Source organism: Methylobacterium organophilum (assembly GCF_022533465.1).
Lineage (GTDB): Bacteria > Pseudomonadota > Alphaproteobacteria > Rhizobiales > Beijerinckiaceae > Methylobacterium > Methylobacterium organophilum.
Window position 1 is genome coordinate 3186985 of the sequence record NZ_CP092848.1, and the last position, 16712, is coordinate 3203696.

12 protein-coding genes and 1 pseudogene are annotated in these 16712 nt (G+C 66.1%); 3 read left to right on the forward strand and 10 right to left on the reverse strand.

Annotated elements, in window-relative coordinates:
* Positions 1-54: 54 nt before the first annotated feature.
* From MMB17_RS14880 to MMB17_RS14895, 4 genes are all read right to left on the reverse strand, one after another.
* Positions 55-1353 (reverse strand): polysaccharide biosynthesis/export family protein, encoded by a 1299-nt coding sequence (locus tag MMB17_RS14880; RefSeq protein ID WP_241102204.1) that lies wholly within the window; start codon positions 1351-1353, stop codon positions 55-57.
* Positions 1353-2300, reverse strand: a complete 948-nt coding sequence (locus MMB17_RS14885; protein WP_241099288.1) for a GumC domain-containing protein — start codon at positions 2298-2300, stop codon at positions 1353-1355. The genes MMB17_RS14880 and MMB17_RS14885 overlap by 1 nt, the downstream gene beginning before the upstream one ends.
* Before the next feature lie 29 nt (positions 2301-2329).
* Positions 2330-3502, reverse strand: a complete 1173-nt coding sequence (locus MMB17_RS14890) for a glycosyltransferase (protein WP_241099289.1) — start codon at positions 3500-3502, stop codon at positions 2330-2332.
* A 209-nt stretch (positions 3503-3711) separates the two neighbouring features.
* The gene (locus MMB17_RS14895) at positions 3712-4386 is read right to left on the reverse strand and encodes a sugar transferase (RefSeq protein WP_241099291.1); all 675 of its coding nucleotides are present in this window, start codon (positions 4384-4386) and stop codon (positions 3712-3714) included.
* Between the two features lie 1272 nt (positions 4387-5658).
* On the opposite strand from MMB17_RS14895, the gene MMB17_RS14900 reads away from it, so the two are divergent.
* Both MMB17_RS14900 and MMB17_RS14905 read left to right on the forward strand, forming a co-directional pair.
* Entirely contained in the window at positions 5659-8181 is a 2523-nt protein-coding gene (locus MMB17_RS14900) for a glycoside hydrolase family 16 protein (RefSeq protein ID WP_241099292.1), read from the forward strand.
* A gap of 111 nt (positions 8182-8292) precedes the next feature.
* Entirely contained in the window at positions 8293-8826 is a 534-nt protein-coding gene (locus MMB17_RS14905; RefSeq protein ID WP_241099294.1) for a thermonuclease family protein, read from the forward strand.
* Positions 8827-8994: 168 nt separating this feature from the next.
* Here the strand turns inward: MMB17_RS14905 and MMB17_RS14910 are convergent.
* Positions 8995-9776, reverse strand: a pseudogene (locus MMB17_RS14910) (IS5 family transposase); the annotation flags it as partial.
* A gap of 78 nt (positions 9777-9854) precedes the next feature.
* On the opposite strand from MMB17_RS14910, the gene MMB17_RS14915 reads away from it, so the two are divergent.
* Complete coding sequence (locus MMB17_RS14915; RefSeq protein ID WP_241099295.1) at positions 9855-10667, forward strand: IS5 family transposase; 813 nt, start codon at positions 9855-9857, stop codon at positions 10665-10667.
* A gap of 362 nt (positions 10668-11029) precedes the next feature.
* Here the strand turns inward: MMB17_RS14915 and MMB17_RS14920 are convergent, their stop codons facing one another.
* The 5 genes from MMB17_RS14920 to MMB17_RS14940 all read right to left on the reverse strand — a co-directional run bounded on the left by MMB17_RS14920 (position 11030) and on the right by MMB17_RS14940 (position 16665).
* Positions 11030-12235: an amidohydrolase family protein gene (locus tag MMB17_RS14920; protein WP_241099297.1), complete on the reverse strand. Its 1206-nt coding sequence runs from the start codon at positions 12233-12235 to the stop codon at positions 11030-11032.
* An 80-nt stretch (positions 12236-12315) separates the two neighbouring features.
* Positions 12316-12852, reverse strand: coding sequence for a MarR family winged helix-turn-helix transcriptional regulator (locus MMB17_RS14925; protein WP_241099299.1), 537 nt, complete (start codon positions 12850-12852; stop codon positions 12316-12318).
* Position 12853: 1 nt separating this feature from the next.
* Positions 12854-13537: a cysteine hydrolase family protein gene (locus MMB17_RS14930; RefSeq protein ID WP_241102205.1), complete on the reverse strand. Its 684-nt coding sequence runs from the start codon at positions 13535-13537 to the stop codon at positions 12854-12856.
* A gap of 196 nt (positions 13538-13733) precedes the next feature.
* Positions 13734-14666 (reverse strand): SphA family protein, encoded by a 933-nt coding sequence (locus tag MMB17_RS14935; RefSeq protein WP_241099301.1) that lies wholly within the window; start codon positions 14664-14666, stop codon positions 13734-13736.
* A 565-nt stretch (positions 14667-15231) separates the two neighbouring features.
* Positions 15232-16665, reverse strand: a complete 1434-nt coding sequence (locus tag MMB17_RS14940; RefSeq protein WP_241099302.1) for an NAD-dependent succinate-semialdehyde dehydrogenase — start codon at positions 16663-16665, stop codon at positions 15232-15234.
* Positions 16666-16712: the final 47 nt, after the last annotated feature.

Here is a 16712-nt window from a genome sequence, read left to right on the forward strand (position 1 = left end):
GGGCGTGTCTCCCCTGGCATCGTGCCTGTGCCCGCCCCTCGCATCGGGCCACCCTCAGAAGTCGGTCGCCTGCGCGGCGGCGCGGGCATTGCCGTTGCCTGCAACCGGCGCGCCAGACGGTGCGGCCAGACGAGGACGCACGCGCACCACGTCGCCCGGCTGCAGCAGATCGTCCTCGCTCGCGGGCAGCGTCTCGGCCTTCCCGTAGCGACGGCGGAAGATGACGTATTCGGGCTTGGCGTAAGCCTCGCTGTTGGCAAGCACCGTCATCGGCGACCGCATCTCGGCCTGATAGAGCAGGTTGTTGGCGGCCTCGAGCTTCGCCTCCGTCTCGTTCAGCTTGATCCGGGTCTCGGCAGCCTCCTGCAACGCCGTGTTCCGGCGCTGGTCCCGCAGGTCGAGGATGTCACGATCGGCTTTCGAGATGTCCTGGCGCGCCCGGATCATCGCGATCTGCGCATCCAGCCGGTTCGATTCGAGCTGCGCGGTCGTCGCGGAGGCTTCCAGCTGACGCGGGATCGCCGACAATCCCCTCGTCACCAGGCTGGTGATGCGCTCGAGCTCCTTCTTCATGAGGTCGAGCTGCGTGGCCGTATTGGCGTCCTTGGCCGTCAGGGAGTTGATCTGCTCCCCAAGGAATTCCTTGTACTGCGTCAGGTTCGTGATCTGCGAGTTCACCGCGTTCTGCCGCGTGACCAGGGCGAGGCGCTCCTCCCTCAGGATCCGGGCGATCTCGGGCTCCTGGGCACGGACCTCCAGCTCGGCCGGGAAGGTCAGGGGGATGTCCTTGATCTCCGCGTCCAGCCGCGTCTGGCGGGCGATCAGGGCGAGGCGGGTCGCGCTCAGCTCCTTGATCTCGCCGCGTGACTGTACCGCATCCCGGACGAAGTTCAGGAGCACGTCGGTCGGGACCCGCTGAAGCCCCCCGGCGATGCTCACCGCCTGCAGGACGTTGAGATTGGGCCGGAACTCGTACTCGCCGGGCTTCTCGACGCTGCCCATGACGTAGAAGGGCCGGAACTTGACGATCTGCACCGAAGCGTCCGGCTTGGCGGCGAGGCCCGCCTTGGCTTGAAGCCGCGCCGCGAGGTCGGCGGCGATGTCGGTGGTGGTGCGCCCGCTCGCATCGATCTCGCCCACGACCGGAAGCGCCACCTTCCCGGAGGGGGCCACGGTGAACTCGCCGGTGAAGGCCTGCCACTGATAGGCCTCGCCGGTGCCAGCGCGCAGATCCGACACCTTGACCTGGAGCTGGTCCTGAGGGCCGAGCCGATAGCCATCCTCGGCCCTGAGGGGAGCGGCGGCGACGAGGAGGGAGAGAAAGGCCAGAGGCAGACGGAAGGGATAACGCATCACGCGAGCCTCATGCGTTGAAGGAAGTTCGGAAGAGTGCCCCGCCGAGCGGCGGGCCGGAGCGGCGCACGCCCGGGCAGAAGGATGATCAGCAGGCCGCTCAAGGTGCCGAGCCCCGCCATCATGAGAAGGAACGGGCCGCTCTTCGGGTAGGAGCTGCGCAGGGGCACGCTGGCGGGGCCGAGCAGGCGCACATCGGCATCGGGCATGCGTGCGTCGGGGATCGTCCCGAAGCGCACGCCCGCATCGGCGGCCAGGATCTGGCTGTAGAGGCCCTTCAGCCGGCTCTCCAGATAGACGCCGCGCCGCTGTTCGCGGGCAAGCACGCCCCGCAGGCGATGCGCGGCATAGGCGACCGCGATCGCATTGGCGACGCGGGCGGCCTGCGCCGCGCTCTGCGCCCGGTAGGAGATCTCGATCACGTAGGAGAGGCCGAGCCGGCGCGCTCTCACCCGATCGGCGAAGGCGTAGAACGCCTCGATGTCGGCATCGGAAGGCTGGCTGTTTCTTTCGAGACGGTGGGCCTGCGCCGCGAGGAACGCCCACAGACCGTTGGGCCCGCTGCGGCTCTCCGGCGAATCCGCAAGATCGAGCATCTTGAACACGCGGTAGAGCAGCTGCTCCGAGCGCAGCACCCGCAGCTCCGTCTCGCATTGGTCGCCGTCGACCGTGAACTGATGGAAGTGGCGCACGTCCTCGGGACCGTCGTTGACGATCAGGCGCGGCTGCAGCAGCACCTGGGTGCTGGCCACGAATTCGGGCGCGAGACGCTTCACGTAGAGGAGCCCGCCGGCGAACCAGACCGATACCCAGACGGCCAGGAACGGCAGGTTCCGGCGCAGCAGGTGGAGCGTCTCCTTGAGCCCCCGCGTCGCGTCCGCGACCGGGCGATCCCCGCCCCAGATCGGGCGGGAGGACGGCCGCTCAAACTGGCGGGTGATCCTCATCGCAGGTGCCCCTCCCTCCGCCGACGGCATCAGGCATAGGCCACTCGGCGGCTTCCGAACCGGAGCGGTTGCGCCGAATCCTCGAGCGCCTCCGTGGGCGGGCGCCGACCGTGAACCTGCGCCCAGGCCACCGCGACGGCCTCGCGCATGCGCTGCTCGAAGCGCTCGGGATTGAACTGCCGCGCGTGCCGGACGATCTCGGCCGAATCGAGCGGCATACCCTCCAGGCGCTCGACCGCGTCGACGAGCGAGTCCATGCTCTGCTCCTCGAAGAAGGTGCCGGTGCGCCCGTCCACCACCGTCTCGGTCGCGCCGCCGCGATTGTAGGCGATGACCGGACGGCCGCTCGCCATGGCCTCGACGGGCACGATCCCGAAATCCTCCTCGCCCGGAAAGATCAGCCCGCGTGCCCGCGCGTAGTGATGGCGCAGTTGTTCGAAGGGCTGAGCGCCCAGCACCTGCACGGTCGGGCCGGCGAGCGCGCGCAACTCCGCCAGCATCTCTCCGCCTCCGATCACCACCAGGCGGCGGCCGAGGGCGTTGAAGGTCTGCACGGCGATGTCCGGCCTCTTGTAGCGGACGAGTTCGCCGACCATCAGGTAGTAGTCGCCGACCTCCTCCGGCCCGACGGGCGCGAAGGCGCCGACATCCACGGGCGGGTGCACGATGTCGGACTCGCGCCGGTAATAGCGGCGGATCCGCGAGGCCACGGTGCGGGAATTGGCGACGAAGTGGTCAACCCGCGCCGCCGAGCTCTCGTCCCAGGTGCGCAGGTAATGCGTCATGAGCGGCATCGCCGCCTTGGCCACGCGCCCGGCCGTGCGCCGGTAATCGTGGTACATGTTCCAGATGTAGCGCATCGGCGAGTGGCAGTAGCAGACATGCACCGCCCCCTCGGGCGGGATGATTCCCTTTGCGGGCCCGGACTCGCTGCTGATGATCAGATCGTATCCGCTGAGATCGAGCTGCTCCAAGGCGAGGGGCATCAGCGGCAGATAGGATTTGTAGTTCCGCGCCGCGCGGGGCAGCTTCGCGATGAAAGAGGTCCGGATCCGGTGCCGGCGCAGATCCTCGGACAGGGCCTCGGGCACCACCACATGCGTGAAGATGTCGGCCTCCGGATACATCCGGCCGAGGGCTTCGAGGACCTTCTCGCCGCCCCGCATGCCGACGAGCCAGTAATGGATGATCGCAACGCGCATGATACTCCTCCGGCCTCGGCAATCGGCACGGTCCGACGCCTCGCGGCCCTCGCCCGCGAGGCGCGCGGCCACCCTACGGACCGCGACGCTCAGGGAGGGGACATCGAGCATCGGCCGGGCGCAGAACCCAGCTCCTGCCCGAAGGGCGCCTCAGCAAAAAACCGACGACGCCACTCCAGAGAGCCGCATCGCGCGCATCCCGATCGCGGTCAGTAGGCGCCCTTGACGAAGAACACGACCGGAATGGTCCGGAGGATGATCTTCAGATCGCTCAGGAAGCTCCAGGTCTCGACATACTGACGGTCGAGCCGGACACGCTCCGCGTAGGTCGTGTCGGAGCGGCCGCTCACCTGCCAGGCACCGGTCAGACCGGGGCGGACCGCGAAATAGGCCTGCGCCGCATCACCATACCGCTCGACCTCCTCCTCCACGATCGGACGCGGACCGACGACGCTCATCTCGCCGCGGAGGATATTGATGAGCTGCGGCAGTTCGTCGAGGCTCGTCTTGCGCAGCACGCGGCCGATCGGCGTGACGCGCGGATCATCCTTCAGCTTGCGCGTCCGGTTCCACTCGACCAGCGCATCCGGATTCTCGGCAAGATGGCGGGCGAGCACCTCCTGGCCATCGATGCGAATGGTGCGGAACTTGAGGCAGCCGAAGCTCGAACGCCCCCGACCGAGGCGGGCATGGCGGAAGAAGGGAGAGCCGCCATCGACGATCCAGATGGACAGCGCAACAAGGGCGAAGAGCGGCAGCAGGATCGCGAGGACCGAGAACGCGAGGCTGAAATCGAAGCTCCGCTTGAAAGCCCGGTCGACCGTTCGCCGCGCCGCGAAAGCGGTCCGGCTCGGAACGTTGGGGGCAGCCCCCTTGAGACGCATGCCGAAGGCAAAAAGATTTGGATTCGACACTCAGTCCCCCTTTCGCCACAACCTTTAGTCGAGACATTTACCACGCGTTAACTCAGTGTTCCAGTTTGCAGCGCACAAGAAAAGCCAAAAAAATAGGCAAGCTGGCTTATTATTTCCCCCTTCGAGGCCAACCACGAGAGCAATAGTGAACTTCCTGACGTAATTTCGTATTACGTAGGTAGAATCGAGCAGAACGGAGCGTTCAGAAAATATGCACAATTTTGCCGCCCGTGGCGTGCTTGAGCAATCCTGCAACCAGTCGTAGAGATATTGTTCTCGGCCCTCGAGAAAGCGTGCCTTCTCAGGTATTCATTCGAATCGGATCAAGCTCTTTCGATACAAGAATGCCAAGATTCCCATGGTGCGGCGCATCAAAACAAGCCGCCTCTCGTTGATGCGTTCGTCCGTCGAGCAAAGAGCGGGGAACTACGCAAGTCAGTTGGACACTCCGCCGTCCACGACGGATTCAGGAACGTCCGAAGACGCGCGAAAACCATTTTCATTCCGTTTTTAATCCTTGAAGAACCAAGTCGCCCATTGCCGCAATTATGATCCGAGTACAAATTTTCCTCGCGCAAAAACTCGCTGATATCTGTCGATCCTGACATTGCGACCGGCATAGTTTGATTTCGCCTCCCGCGTTGGCATTTCCCTCCCGTTGGAGGTCTCGCGCCCAAGGACGGACTGTGTGGGACGCTTCCCGCAAACCCGCCGGCAGCCTCCGGACCGCGGCCGAACCGGTTCGCGTCCCTCGCGCGGTCGGGTCGCGAAAACCGAGAGGCCAGGAAGCTTTTCGGAGACGAGCCAGACGGCACAGCTCGTTGCCGTGACGGCTGCGGGCGCGGACGGACGGGGCCCTCTCGCGCAGTCAAACGGCGCCACCTCAGCGAGCCGAGAAAGCGCCACGAAGGCCGGGGTCTCGGCGCCTATCGGGCGGCCAACCCGGCCGACCGCCGGGGTGACGGCCCCTCCGATCGGATCCTCAGCGCCCCTCCCTCAAGCCTTTGCTGCGTCACGGTCTTTCGCGCCACCTCGGCATCCTCTCCAAGGCAAAGGGCACGCTCAAGGCATGATGAATATTCAGTTATAAAATCGGGCAATATTTGTCGTTAGTGATTCGAAATTCGTAATCCCCCTTCGCCTATTTATCGCGAGAACATTCCTGAACAGATCGAAATTCACGTTTTATTATTTTGGATACATCCTGCTGTTCGCACGATCTTCTGATGATTGGGCAACGGCATGACGGCCCCGGCAGGATACAATCTGGTTTTTGCGGACGAGTTCAGCACCCTGAGCGTCTCGGCAAGCCGGACGGCGGATGCGAACTGGTACAGTGGTCAACCCTGGGGCGGCAGCTTCGGCGAGGCCCGCTTCGTGTCGGCCAGCGCGAGCAATTCGCCCTTCTCCATCGTCAAGCAGGGCGGGGAATCCGCTTTACGCATCAACATGACCCGCGATGCCAGCGGCCAATTGCAGAGCGGTCTGATCTCCAACACCTTCCCGGACGGCACCAGCAAGACGCCGCAGGACGGAAACCCCTACGGCTATTACGAAGCCCGGATGTGGCTGCCCCAGGGAACCGGCATCTGGCCGGCCTTCTGGGGGATCGAGTCGGAGCGGCTCTCCGCGGACCGCGACCATGTCGTCGAAGTCGACGTGATGGAGAATTACGGCACGGCGATCCCGACGCAGTTCTCCAGCGTGGTGCATGACTGGAACTGGGCCGGGAAGACGCTCGAGGGCGAAACCAAGCAATATGCCCGCGCGACACCGGGGGCCGGGGTCGTCTCCTCGGGCTGGCACACCTACGGCGTCGAGATCACGCCCGAGCGGATGACGTTCTATTTCGACGACCGGGCCTACTGGTCGATCGCGACGCCCGCGACCCTCGACAGCAATCTGATGTTCATGATCAACCTCGCCGCAGGCGGCGGCTGGCCGATCGATCCCAACCTCAAGGACGTGTCGCTCTACGTCGACTATTTCCGGGCCTACGAGGCGCGCTCGGCCAGCGCACCCGTTCTTCCGGTCGTGACCGTGACGACCTCCGGCGGCACGACGAACAAGGCCACCCAGACCCTCACCGGCACCGTCGGCACCGCCTATGCCGGGACCACCGTCTCGATCCTCGACGGCGGAAAGGTGATCGGCACCACGACGGTCAAGTCCGATGGCAGCTGGAGCGCCAAGGTCACCCTCACCGGCGAAGGCAAGCATACGCTGACGGCGAAGGACACGGACAGCAACGGCAATACCGGCACCAGCAAGGCGGTGACGATCGTCCTCGACACCGTGGCTCCGGCCGCGCCGTTCCTCGAATTGGCGGGCCCGATCGGCAAGGCCGTGCCGAACCCGCTGGCCGCCGGCACGGCGGAGCCCGGCGCCACGGTGACGCTCTACGACGGCACGAAGGCGCTTGCGACGACCACGGCGAACGCGGTGACGGGGGTCTACAGCTTCGGAAACCTTCCCGCGCTCGCGGCGGGCACGCATGTTCTGACCGCCCGGGCGCAGGATGCCGCGGGCAACCTGGGCAAGGCCTCCCTCGCGCAGACGGTCGTGATCGCGGCCGACGGAACCCTGTCGTCGATGACGCGGGTTCACGCCGACGGCTCCAAGGACATCGACAAGACCGGCATCACCGGCCAGAACTACACGGACGAGCATCTCGTCTACGACACCAAGGGCAACCTGACCGCGATCAGCCGCGCCCATGCCGATGGCAGCCCCGCCTACGGCTACAGCTACGATCCGGCGACGGGCACGAAGATCACCGATCTCTACGACGCAGCGGGCACGCTCACGTCCCACGCGGTGGTCAAGGCCGATGGTAGCTCGGAGACGTTCAGCTATGCCCGCAGCGGCACCGGCGGCGCCTCGCTGCTCCGGGCGGAAACCGCACCGGACCTCTCTCTGGTGTCGCACGCCGTGGTGAAGGCCGATGGAAGCTCGAACACCGTCGCCTATGGCAGCAACGGCCTCGTCACGCAGACGCAGATCCATGCCGACAAGTCCAAAATCGTCGACAAGACCGGCATCACCGGCCAGAACTACACGGACGAGCATCTCGTCTACGACGCCAAGGGCAACCTGACCGCGATCACCCGCGCCCATGCCGATGGCAGCCCCGCCTACGGCTACAGCTACGATCCGGCGACGGGCACGAAGATCACCGATCTCTACGACGCCGCGGGCACGCTCACGTCGCATGGGGTGGTCAAGGCCGATGGCAGCTCGGACACCGTGGCCTACGGCAGCAACGGCCTTGTCACGCAGACGCAGATCCATGCCGACAAGTCCAAGGACATCTATAAGAGCGGCATCACCGGCCAGAGCTACACGGCCGAGCACAGCGTCCTCGACGGCGGCGGCAAGGTCGTCCTCCTCGATCGGACGAATCTCGATCAGTCCCACTCACAGACGGCCTACAAAGCCGGCGTCACACTCACGTCGACGGCGGGCGTGACGGATCTGTTCAAGAGTGCGGGCGGCGACACCTTCGTCTTCGCCGCCGGCTTCGGGAAGGACACGGTGACCGGATTCCAGAGCGGCGCCGAGACCGGACACGACCTGCTCGTGCTCGACGCGTCCCAGGCCGCCAGCTTCGCCGACCTGCAGGCGCGCCACATGATCACCGCCTCGGGGAGCGACACGCTGATCAAGCTGAGCGCGACGGACACGATCCTGCTGAAGAACGTGAAGGCCGCCTCCCTGACGGCCGACGACTTCCACTTCCAGGATCACGGGCTGTTCCATACCTGAGAGCCCCCGAGACCGGCGCCCTTTCCGGGGCTGAAGGGGGCGCGATCGCGAAAACGGCACGAGACATGCTCCTGCGGCGATGACCAGCAACGATGCGAGGGCGCCAGCCTCATGAAGCGCGTAGGATGGGGGAGCCTGGGTCTCGTCGCCCTGGCCTTGTCCGGTGCGGCCCAGGCCGGCGAGACCGTCACCGGCAAGGCGACGGTCCTCGAAGGGGATACGCTTCTCGTCGGCGGCCGCGTGATCGGCCTCTACGGGCTCGCCGCGCCAGGCCTCCAGGAAACCTGCCTGAACGGGAAGGGCCTTCCTTACCGGTGCGGTCTCCAATCGGCCCAGGCGCTCGAACACCACGTGCGCGGCGCGACCCTCCACTGTCAGATCGTGCAGGGGATCGATGCCGCGGGCCGCGCGCTCTCCATCTGCCACAAGGACGAGGAGGACCTGAACGCCTGGATGGTCTCGCATGGCCACGCCATGGCGGAGCGGACCGGAGACCGTCCCTACGCAACAGCCGAACTCCCGGCCTGGGCCAGGCGCGAAGGCCTCTGGAGCGGCTCCTTCGCCGACCCGGCCGAGCGCCAGCGGGACAGCTACACATCCCTCGGCGCGGTCGCAGGCATCGTGACGGAAGGCATGCGCCCGTAGAGCGAAACCAGCCGCGGCCCATCCCCAAGGTTTTTCGCGCCAGCCTTGGCCGGCGAAGCGAGCGGCGGAGCAGAGCCACCCCTGCACGAACGTTGCCCGCAGTGAGCGCCGGTCAGCCCAATGCGGCAGCCTCAGCCTTGGTGCAATGACCAAGTCGTCTCTGCAAAGTCATGTGAGCCAGAGCATGGTTCTGCCGAGGGTGAGCATGGCGAGGTAGTTGGCGGCGCGTTTCTCGTAGCGGGTGGCGATGCGGCGATACGGCTTGAGGCGGTTGATCAGCCGTTCGACCTTGTTGCGCTCGCGGTAGGCGGCCTTGTCGAAGTCAGGCTGACGCGGCGGATCCTTGCGGGTCGGGATCACCGGCGCAATCCGGCGCTGCTTGAGGCGGCGCCGGGCTGGCGGACTGGCGTAGCCTCGGCCTCCCGCCGTTCTGCGCAGACGCAGGCGCGGACGGCCGCGTCCCCGGCGCCGCACCGCGCCCTTGTCCATCAGCGCGTCCAAGGCGAACTGCTCGTGCCGCTCGCTCGCCGTCAGCACCGCGGCGATCGGCTTGCCGCCGCCCTCCGCGCGCAGAGGCAGCTTGGTCGAGAAGCCACCCTGGCTGCGCCCGAGTGCCTCGCCCACGCCCTCGACCGTGCCCTCACCCCCCCGATGGCGCCAGATCGGCGTGTGCCGGCAGCGTGCTGGTGGGCGCGCACCACCGTGGCGTCCACGAAGTGCAGATCCCAATCGAGCTCGCCTCGGGCGTCGGCCCGTGCCTGAAACTGCCGCAGGATCCGATCGAACACCCCGGCCTTGCGCCAGCGGTAGAACCGGCTCGACACCGTGCCGACCGGACCGTAGCGCGACGGCAGATCCTCCCAGGGTGCGCCTGTGCGCAGGATCCAGAGCATGCCGTTGAGGATCCGACGGTGATCTTCGGCCGGTCGCTCCGTCTCAGAGCCCGTCCGATAAGGATCTGAGGCGGGGTTGAGTGGCCGGGATGGCGATGCTTCCAGGAGGGTGCTGAAGCCTGACCTGGAAGCGCCATGTGGACCCCGACCACCCGGCGGCAGCATAGCCGCACGGGCCTACGCTATGAAACCGACCTGACCGACGCTGAGTGGGCGGTGATCGCGCCACTGATGCCGAGGCCTGAGCCGCGCGGACAACCTTCGATCTGGACGCCGCGGGAGATCCTGAACGCGATCTTTTACGTTCTGCGCGGCGGCATCGCATGGCGGATGATCCCCAAGGATCTGCCGCCGCGTTCGACAACGTTCGGCTCCTTCAGCCGCTGGCGCGACACAGGGCTGTTCGGCCGGATCAACCACCACCTCGTCATGGCCGATCGCGAGCGTGTCGGACGAGAAGCCTCGCCGTCCGCAGCCGTGCTCGACAGCCAGAGCGTCAAAACGATGGAGAGCGGCGGGCCGCGCGGCTACGATGCCGGTAAGAAGGTCAAAGGCCGCAAACGCCAAGCGCTGGTCGACACGGACGGGCGTGCGCTCGTCCTCGATCCGCAGCCTGCCGACGTGCAGGACCGGGACGGAGCCGTTCCGGTGCTACGCCTGTCGCGCCGGACCTTCCCGTTCATCACCAAGGCCTTCGCCGACGCCGGCTATGCCGGCGACAAGCCAGCGACCGCCACGATCATCGCCGTCGAAATCGTGCGCAAGCCGCCGGATCAGGTTGGCTTTGCTGTTCATCCACGCCGTTGGGTCGTTGAACGGTTCTTCGCCTGGATCAGTCGCAACCGACGCCTCTGGAAGGATCCGGAAGCCACCCTCGCCTCCGCACGAGCCTTCCTCTACGCCGCAGCCGTCATGATCCTCGTCCGACGCCTCGCCCGATCAACCTGACTTCTCGGACGGACTCTCAGGCTTTTGCGCTGGCAGCAGCGGAGCGATCTGCTCCCACTGCGCGTCAGTCAGTTCAAAGCGTCGCATCACGCCCACATCAGGCCCCTCACCCGTCCTGTAAACCCCTTTGCAGAGACACCCTAGAAGAACGATAGCGACTCTTCACACCTGACCGGAGGATGCAAGAAGTTCTCATGCTCACAAATGATCGCCATAAGTCGTAGCTTTGCGGCAGCCGGAAGTGGATCTTCTACCACTCAGTGTAAATCGGCCGGGATAGTGTGGTCGCCCGCACTGTGATTCCATCGTTTTCGGATCGCTCTGATTAAAACCCTTAATGAGCTTGAACCGAAACCAGCCAGTTAGGTTATGGGGATTGTGGTCGACGGCACTTTGTCGGCCGGGGGGGTGTTGCGGCTTCGCGTGGTTCGCGTCACGCCATCGATCAGCACCATGCTGATGCCCGGGATGTTTCCAAGCGCGAGGCTTTCCCGGAACGTCGTCCCGGCGCCGCCCGCGGCGCGATCCATGACGATCAGGTCGGCGGCACGGCCGGGCTCGATCACGCCGCGGTCGGACAGCTTGCGCACGCGGGCGACGTTGCCCGTCGCGAAGCAGAAGACCGTCTCCACGGGAATCTCGCTCAGCGAGGCCAACATCACGATCATCCGAAGGATGCCGAGGGGCTGCACACCCGAGCCCGCGGGGCCGTCCGTGCCGAGGAGGATGCGGTCGAGCGCACCGCGCCGCGCCGCCCGCTCGAGCACGTGGAGACCGGCCCGCAGATTGCCGTTGTGGACGATCTCGAGCGCTTGATCGCTCTCGTCGACGATGCGGTCGAGTTCCTCGAAGGGCAGGGCCGTCGGCCCGCCATTGATGTGGGCCGCGATGTCGGCATCCACCTCGATCACCGTGTCGGCCCCGATCCGGCTGGAGCCGGGAATCGACGGGCCGCCGGTATGGGTCATGGAGGTCATTCCGTGGGCGCGGGCCCAGGCGATCATCTGCCGTCCCCGGGGGCCGTCATTGATGCCGCCGAGGCCGATTTCGCCGATGAGCGAGACTCCCGCCTCGGCCAACTCGCGGAAATCCGCCTCCGTGAAGCCCGGCTCGAGCACCGGCGCGCCGGCGATGACCTTCACGCCGCCGGGACGGAAGTTGGCGTAGCTGCGCTGCGCGGCGATCGCCAGCGCCTTGATGCCCACGCGATCGCGCGGCCGACCGGGATAATGCGCCTCACCCGCCGAAATCATGGTGGTGACGCCGCCATGCATGCTCGCCTCGATCCAGCCGAGCTGGTTCTGGCGCGGCGTCCAGTCGCCTGCCGTCGTATGGACGTGGTTGTCGATGAGGCCCGGCGTGACGACCGCACCGCAGGCATCGGTCACGGTATGGGCGGCTGCGAGATCGATCGCATCGGCCCGGCCGACCGCCTTGATGAGCCCGTCCTCGATCAGGATCGTATCGGCGTCGAGGATCGGCCGGGAGATGTCGCCGCTGAGAAGCAGGCCGATATTGCGGATCGCAATCTGGCCCTGTTGCCGGATTTCCGCGCTGGGGGCAGCCATGACTCGTCCTTCAGATCATCGAGAGGGGCGGGACGCGATGGCGCGCTCTCCGCCGAAGGGGGTGGCGTTTCGGCGCGCGCTCAAAGCGGGGTCTCGTCGTTCGCGATGCGTTCGAGCAACGCGAGGAAGACTTTCTGCTCGCTCGGCTTCAGGGGGCTGAGCAGCCGCCGGCCGACCTCCAGGCTGCGCTCCAGGCGGTTGGCGGTGTATCGCAGCCCCTCGTCGGTCAGCCGGATGATCGTGAGCCGCTGATCTGCCTTGGAGGTGCTGCGCGAGATCAGCCCGTCCTTGACGAGCTTGCGCACCACGAGGCTGGTGGTCGACGGGTCCATCGCCGTCAGCCGGCCGAGATGGTTCTGGGAGATTTCCCCGTGCTTCAGGATCGTGGCGAGGGCCGCGAACTGCGTCGGGGACAGCGTCTCCCCCGCCATGACCTGCTGGAAGCAGGATGTCGCCCGCTGATGGACGCGGCGGATCACATGCGCGGGATGGCGCTCCAAGTCGTAGCCGACCTTCGCGAAGACCGCCAAGGCCTCCTCGCGCCGGGTAGGCTCGCCCACCCCCTGGGAGCGCGGATCGTTCGCCAACGCGTCGTGCGCTGCGTGATCGGGGCGCATGTCAGGCTCCGAGATCGGCGCGGCTGCTGATCTCGGCTCCGTTCACCAGGGCGTGCGCGACGCTGGCAGCGTCGCTCACCACGCCGAAATGGGTCGCGATGTCGTAGAGGGAACTTGCCTGCTCGCGCGGGCCGGTGGCCGCGCAGGCATCCTCGGGCACGACGATCTCGTAGCCGAGGAAGAAGCCGTCATGGACGGTCGAGCGCACGCAGATATTGGTGACCACGCCCATCACGACCAGCTGGTCCACGAGCATGTCCTTCATCGTCACATCGAGGTCGGTGTTGAAGAAGGCCGAGTAGCGATGCTTGACGACATGGATCTCGTCGTCGCGGGCGTTCAGATCCGTGATGACCTCGACGCCCCAGGTGCCCTCGACGCAATGCGGCGTGCGCTTCAGCCACTCACGGTCCCGACGCAGGTTCCGGCGATGGGAATCGTGCACCCAGACCACCGGCGCACCGACGGAGCGGGCCGCTTCGATGATCGCGCGTTGAGGGCCGACGAGACGCTCGTATCCCGGCAGGACCATCGCGCCGCCCGGCTTGCAGAAGTCGTTGACCATGTCGATCACGACCACCGCCGTCCGGGCCGCATCGAGGCGGACGGTTTCCCGCAACCGGTTGGCGGAGAACACATCCGGGGAGGAGCCGGCCTGGTCCGACAGCGGCTCGGCATCTCGCATCTCGACCAAGGCAGACTCCCCCGCGCGGTTTGAGATTGTTCGTACACATACAAACTGAAGCGGCTGGAAGTCAAGGATCGCTGCCCCAAACCGCTGCGGCCGCCCCGTCTCCGCGAGCCGGCCGGGGCCGGCGGGCGCCTGGAGCATTTCCGATGATCATCGGATCACGGAAAATGCCCCAGTCGGATGACGTCTGCTACGGAACCTTTCGGTCCGGCAGGGTGACCGGCGGAGCCTGAGGCTCCGCGGTGAAGGGATTGCCGAGAGGCACCGAAACCCTCAGCCAGGCGATGTTGGCGGCCGCCGCATTCCACGTCCTGATATGCTGGTCGTACCAGGCCGAGATCGCGAAGCTTCCGAAGTCGTAGGCAATATAGGGACCGAGAGCGAACTGCTCGATCTTGTTGCCGCGTCCGTTATAGAGCGTGGCTGGCACCACCGCGCCGTTGAGGCGATCGGGCTCGAACTGATTGACGTAGTATCCCTGCAATCCGACCGTCCAGGGCCCGAACGACTTCGTGGCGGTGAAGTCGACGCCGTAGACGTTGCCCGACTGGTAGTTCGTCGCGTCGTTCTTGGTGTTCAGATTGAGTTCCAGCCGCGCCGTCAGGTTCCAGCCGTCGCGGAGATAGGTGGCGGCAAACGTCGGCGCCCAGGAATAGAACCCATTGCCGTTCGAGGTTCCGTTGAGGCGGAAGCTCCCCGTCGGCAGGTAGACGGACAGGCCGGCGCTGACGAAGACGCTGTCCGTCAGGGCCCAGGACAGGTTGAAGGGGCTGAGGAAGGTGTTGAACGCACCGACCGCGCCGGTCTTCTGCCCGAAGATGTTGTTCGAGCTCGTGCTGATTCCCTGCGAGACGAGGAAGCTGTAATCGGCTCCGAACAGCTTCACGCCGGGCACGACGAGAAACGTGGGAATGGTCTCGAAGAAGTTGACGCGGAGCGGGTTATCCTGCCCGGCCTCGTTCGTGAGCCGGGATTGCCAGTAGAAATTCGTCAGGGAGACATAGAGGCCCGCCGGAGCAGCTGCGCCGACCGGGATGCCACTGGTCGCGCCGGGGAGGAGTGGGGTCGCAAACTCAGCCGCCGAAGCGGCGGCTGATAGGAAACCAGCAGAAGCCGCAAGCAATTGGATAGAAGACTTCCAATTTACCCTCATTTCCCCCTCCCATAGAGCCACGAAACATCACCTCCACACGTGCACATAGGCACCTGCGGCCTGATCACTTCGCAGCGTCTCTCTTGGAAAATTAATCCGAACTGAGATGATTGCCTCAGAGCAGAGGCCCCGCAGAACTAGAGCGGGCAACATCGTAGAGACCGAAGCCTTTACGCCTCGGCACGATTTGCCTGAGACAGGTCGAGCTTCTTTCGGCTCGATACAATCGCATCCATCGCGGATCCTCGACTGATCTTAATCAGCCTCATACTACAAAGTCAGCTACTGATTGTCTATTTATCAGATAGAAAAGGCATAGATCCGTAGATTTTTCGCAGGAAACACGATTTGTACTCTATCTGACACTAATCATGAAAAGTGCGGCCTTCACGATAGACTGCACCACAGCACAAGTCTGCTTATCGGGCCTGAACGCACGAGCCCGAGTGTCTTTGGTTCGACCGGTTGCACCGATCTCGCCCCCTGTTTCGGCGCGCCGTTGAGGCCAGAGTCGGTATCCGCTTCGGAAACGGCCCTACGCTGCCATCGTGATGAACTTCGTCGCGAGGTAGCCTTCCAGGGCCTCCGGTCCGCCCTCGCTGCCGTAGCCGGAATCGCCCACCCCGCCGAACGGCGTCTCGGGCAGGCCCAGGCCGTGATGGTTGATGCCGAGCATGCCGCAGGCGAGGCCGGACCCCAGCCGCGACGCCGTCCGGCTCGACCGGGTATAGGCATAGGCCGCCAGCCCGAACGGCAGACGGTTGGCCTCGGCCAGCGCCTCGTCCAGATCCGAGAAGGCCGCCACCGTCGCAACCGGGCCGAACGGCTCCTCGTTCAGGATGCGGGCCGTCGTCGGCACCTCGGTGAGCACCGTCGGTGCCAGGAAGAAGCCCTGGTTGTGCGGGCGGCGGCCCCCGGTCACGATCCGGCCGCCGGCGGCCTCGGCCTCGGCGATCAGCTCCTCCACGGCGCGGCGGCGGCGCTCGTGGATCAGCGGACCCATCTGCGTGGCCTCGTCGAGGCCGTCGCCGACCGTGATCGCCGCCGCCCGCGCGGCGAAGCGCTCGACGAAGTCCTCGTAGACCGGCCGCTCGACGAGGAAGCGCGTCGGCGCGACGCAGACCTGGCCGGCATTGCGGAACTTGTTGGCGGCCAGGATCTCGACCGCCCGTTCGAGATCGGCATCGGCGCAGACGATCGCCGGAGCGTGCCCGCCGAGCTCCATCGTCACCCGCTTCATGTGGGTGCCGGCCAGCGTCGCGAGCAGCTTCCCGACCGCGGTCGAGCCGGTGAAGGAGATCTTGGCGATCTCCGGCGCCGCGATCAGGTAGGCCGAGATCGGGGCCGGATCGCCGTAGAGCAGGCCGAGCGCCTCGCCCGGCACGCCGGCATCGAGCAGCGCCTGCACCAGCGCGGCGCAGCTCGCCGGCGTATCCTCCGGCCCTTTCAGGATCACGCTGCAGCCGACGCAGAGGGCGGCGGCAACCTTGCGCACCGCCTGATTGAGCGGGAAGTTCCAGGGCGTGAAGGCGGCGACCGGCCCGACAGGCTCGCGGATCACCGTCTGCATCACCCCTTCCGCCCGCGCCGGGATCACCCGGCCATAGGCGCGCCGGCCCTCCTCGGCGAACCAGTCCAGGGTGTCGGCGGCGGCCAGCGTCTCGACCCGCGCCTCGCGCAGGGGCTTGCCCTGTTCCAGGGTCATCAGCCGGGCGATCGTCTCGACGCGCGCGCGCAGCAGATCGGCGGCCCGGCGCAGGATCAGCCCGCGTTCGAGGGCGGAGACGGCCCGCCAGGCCGCGAAGCCGCGCTTGGCCGCGGCCAGCGCATGGTCGAGATCGTCGGCGGTGGCCTTGGCGACCGCCCCGATCACCGCGCCGGTGGCCGGGTTGACGACCGGGAGCGCCGCGCGGGCTTCCGCCGCGATCCAGGCGCCACCGATCTGCAGTCCGGTGTTCGGATAGGCCATGGGTTTCACTTTCTGTCCGGACCTCCGGCCCGATTCGATCAGGATCG

Bases quoted from the DNA above. Each gene is read 5' to 3' on its own strand.
- MMB17_RS14925 (WP_241099299.1), bottom strand. From the start codon at position 12,852: ATGCGCCCCGATCACGCAGCGCACGACGCGTTGGCGAACGATCCGCGC.
- MMB17_RS14885 (WP_241099288.1), bottom strand. From the start codon at position 2,300: ATGAGGATCACCCGCCAGTTTGAGCGGCCGTCCTCCCGCCCGATCTGG.
- MMB17_RS14895 (WP_241099291.1), bottom strand. From the start codon at position 4,386: ATGCGTCTCAAGGGGGCTGCCCCCAACGTTCCGAGCCGGACCGCTTTC.
- MMB17_RS14915 (WP_241099295.1), top strand. From the start codon at position 9,855: ATGTGGACCCCGACCACCCGGCGGCAGCATAGCCGCACGGGCCTACGC.
- MMB17_RS14890 (WP_241099289.1), bottom strand. From the start codon at position 3,502: ATGCGCGTTGCGATCATCCATTACTGGCTCGTCGGCATGCGGGGCGGC.
- MMB17_RS14940 (WP_241099302.1), bottom strand. From the start codon at position 16,665: ATGGCCTATCCGAACACCGGACTGCAGATCGGTGGCGCCTGGATCGCG.
- MMB17_RS14880 (WP_241102204.1), bottom strand. From the start codon at position 1,353: ATGCGTTATCCCTTCCGTCTGCCTCTGGCCTTTCTCTCCCTCCTCGTC.
- MMB17_RS14920 (WP_241099297.1), bottom strand. From the start codon at position 12,235: ATGGCTGCCCCCAGCGCGGAAATCCGGCAACAGGGCCAGATTGCGATC.
- MMB17_RS14900 (WP_241099292.1), top strand. From the start codon at position 5,659: ATGACGGCCCCGGCAGGATACAATCTGGTTTTTGCGGACGAGTTCAGC.
- MMB17_RS14905 (WP_241099294.1), top strand. From the start codon at position 8,293: ATGAAGCGCGTAGGATGGGGGAGCCTGGGTCTCGTCGCCCTGGCCTTG.
- MMB17_RS14930 (WP_241102205.1), bottom strand. From the start codon at position 13,537: ATGCGAGATGCCGAGCCGCTGTCGGACCAGGCCGGCTCCTCCCCGGAT.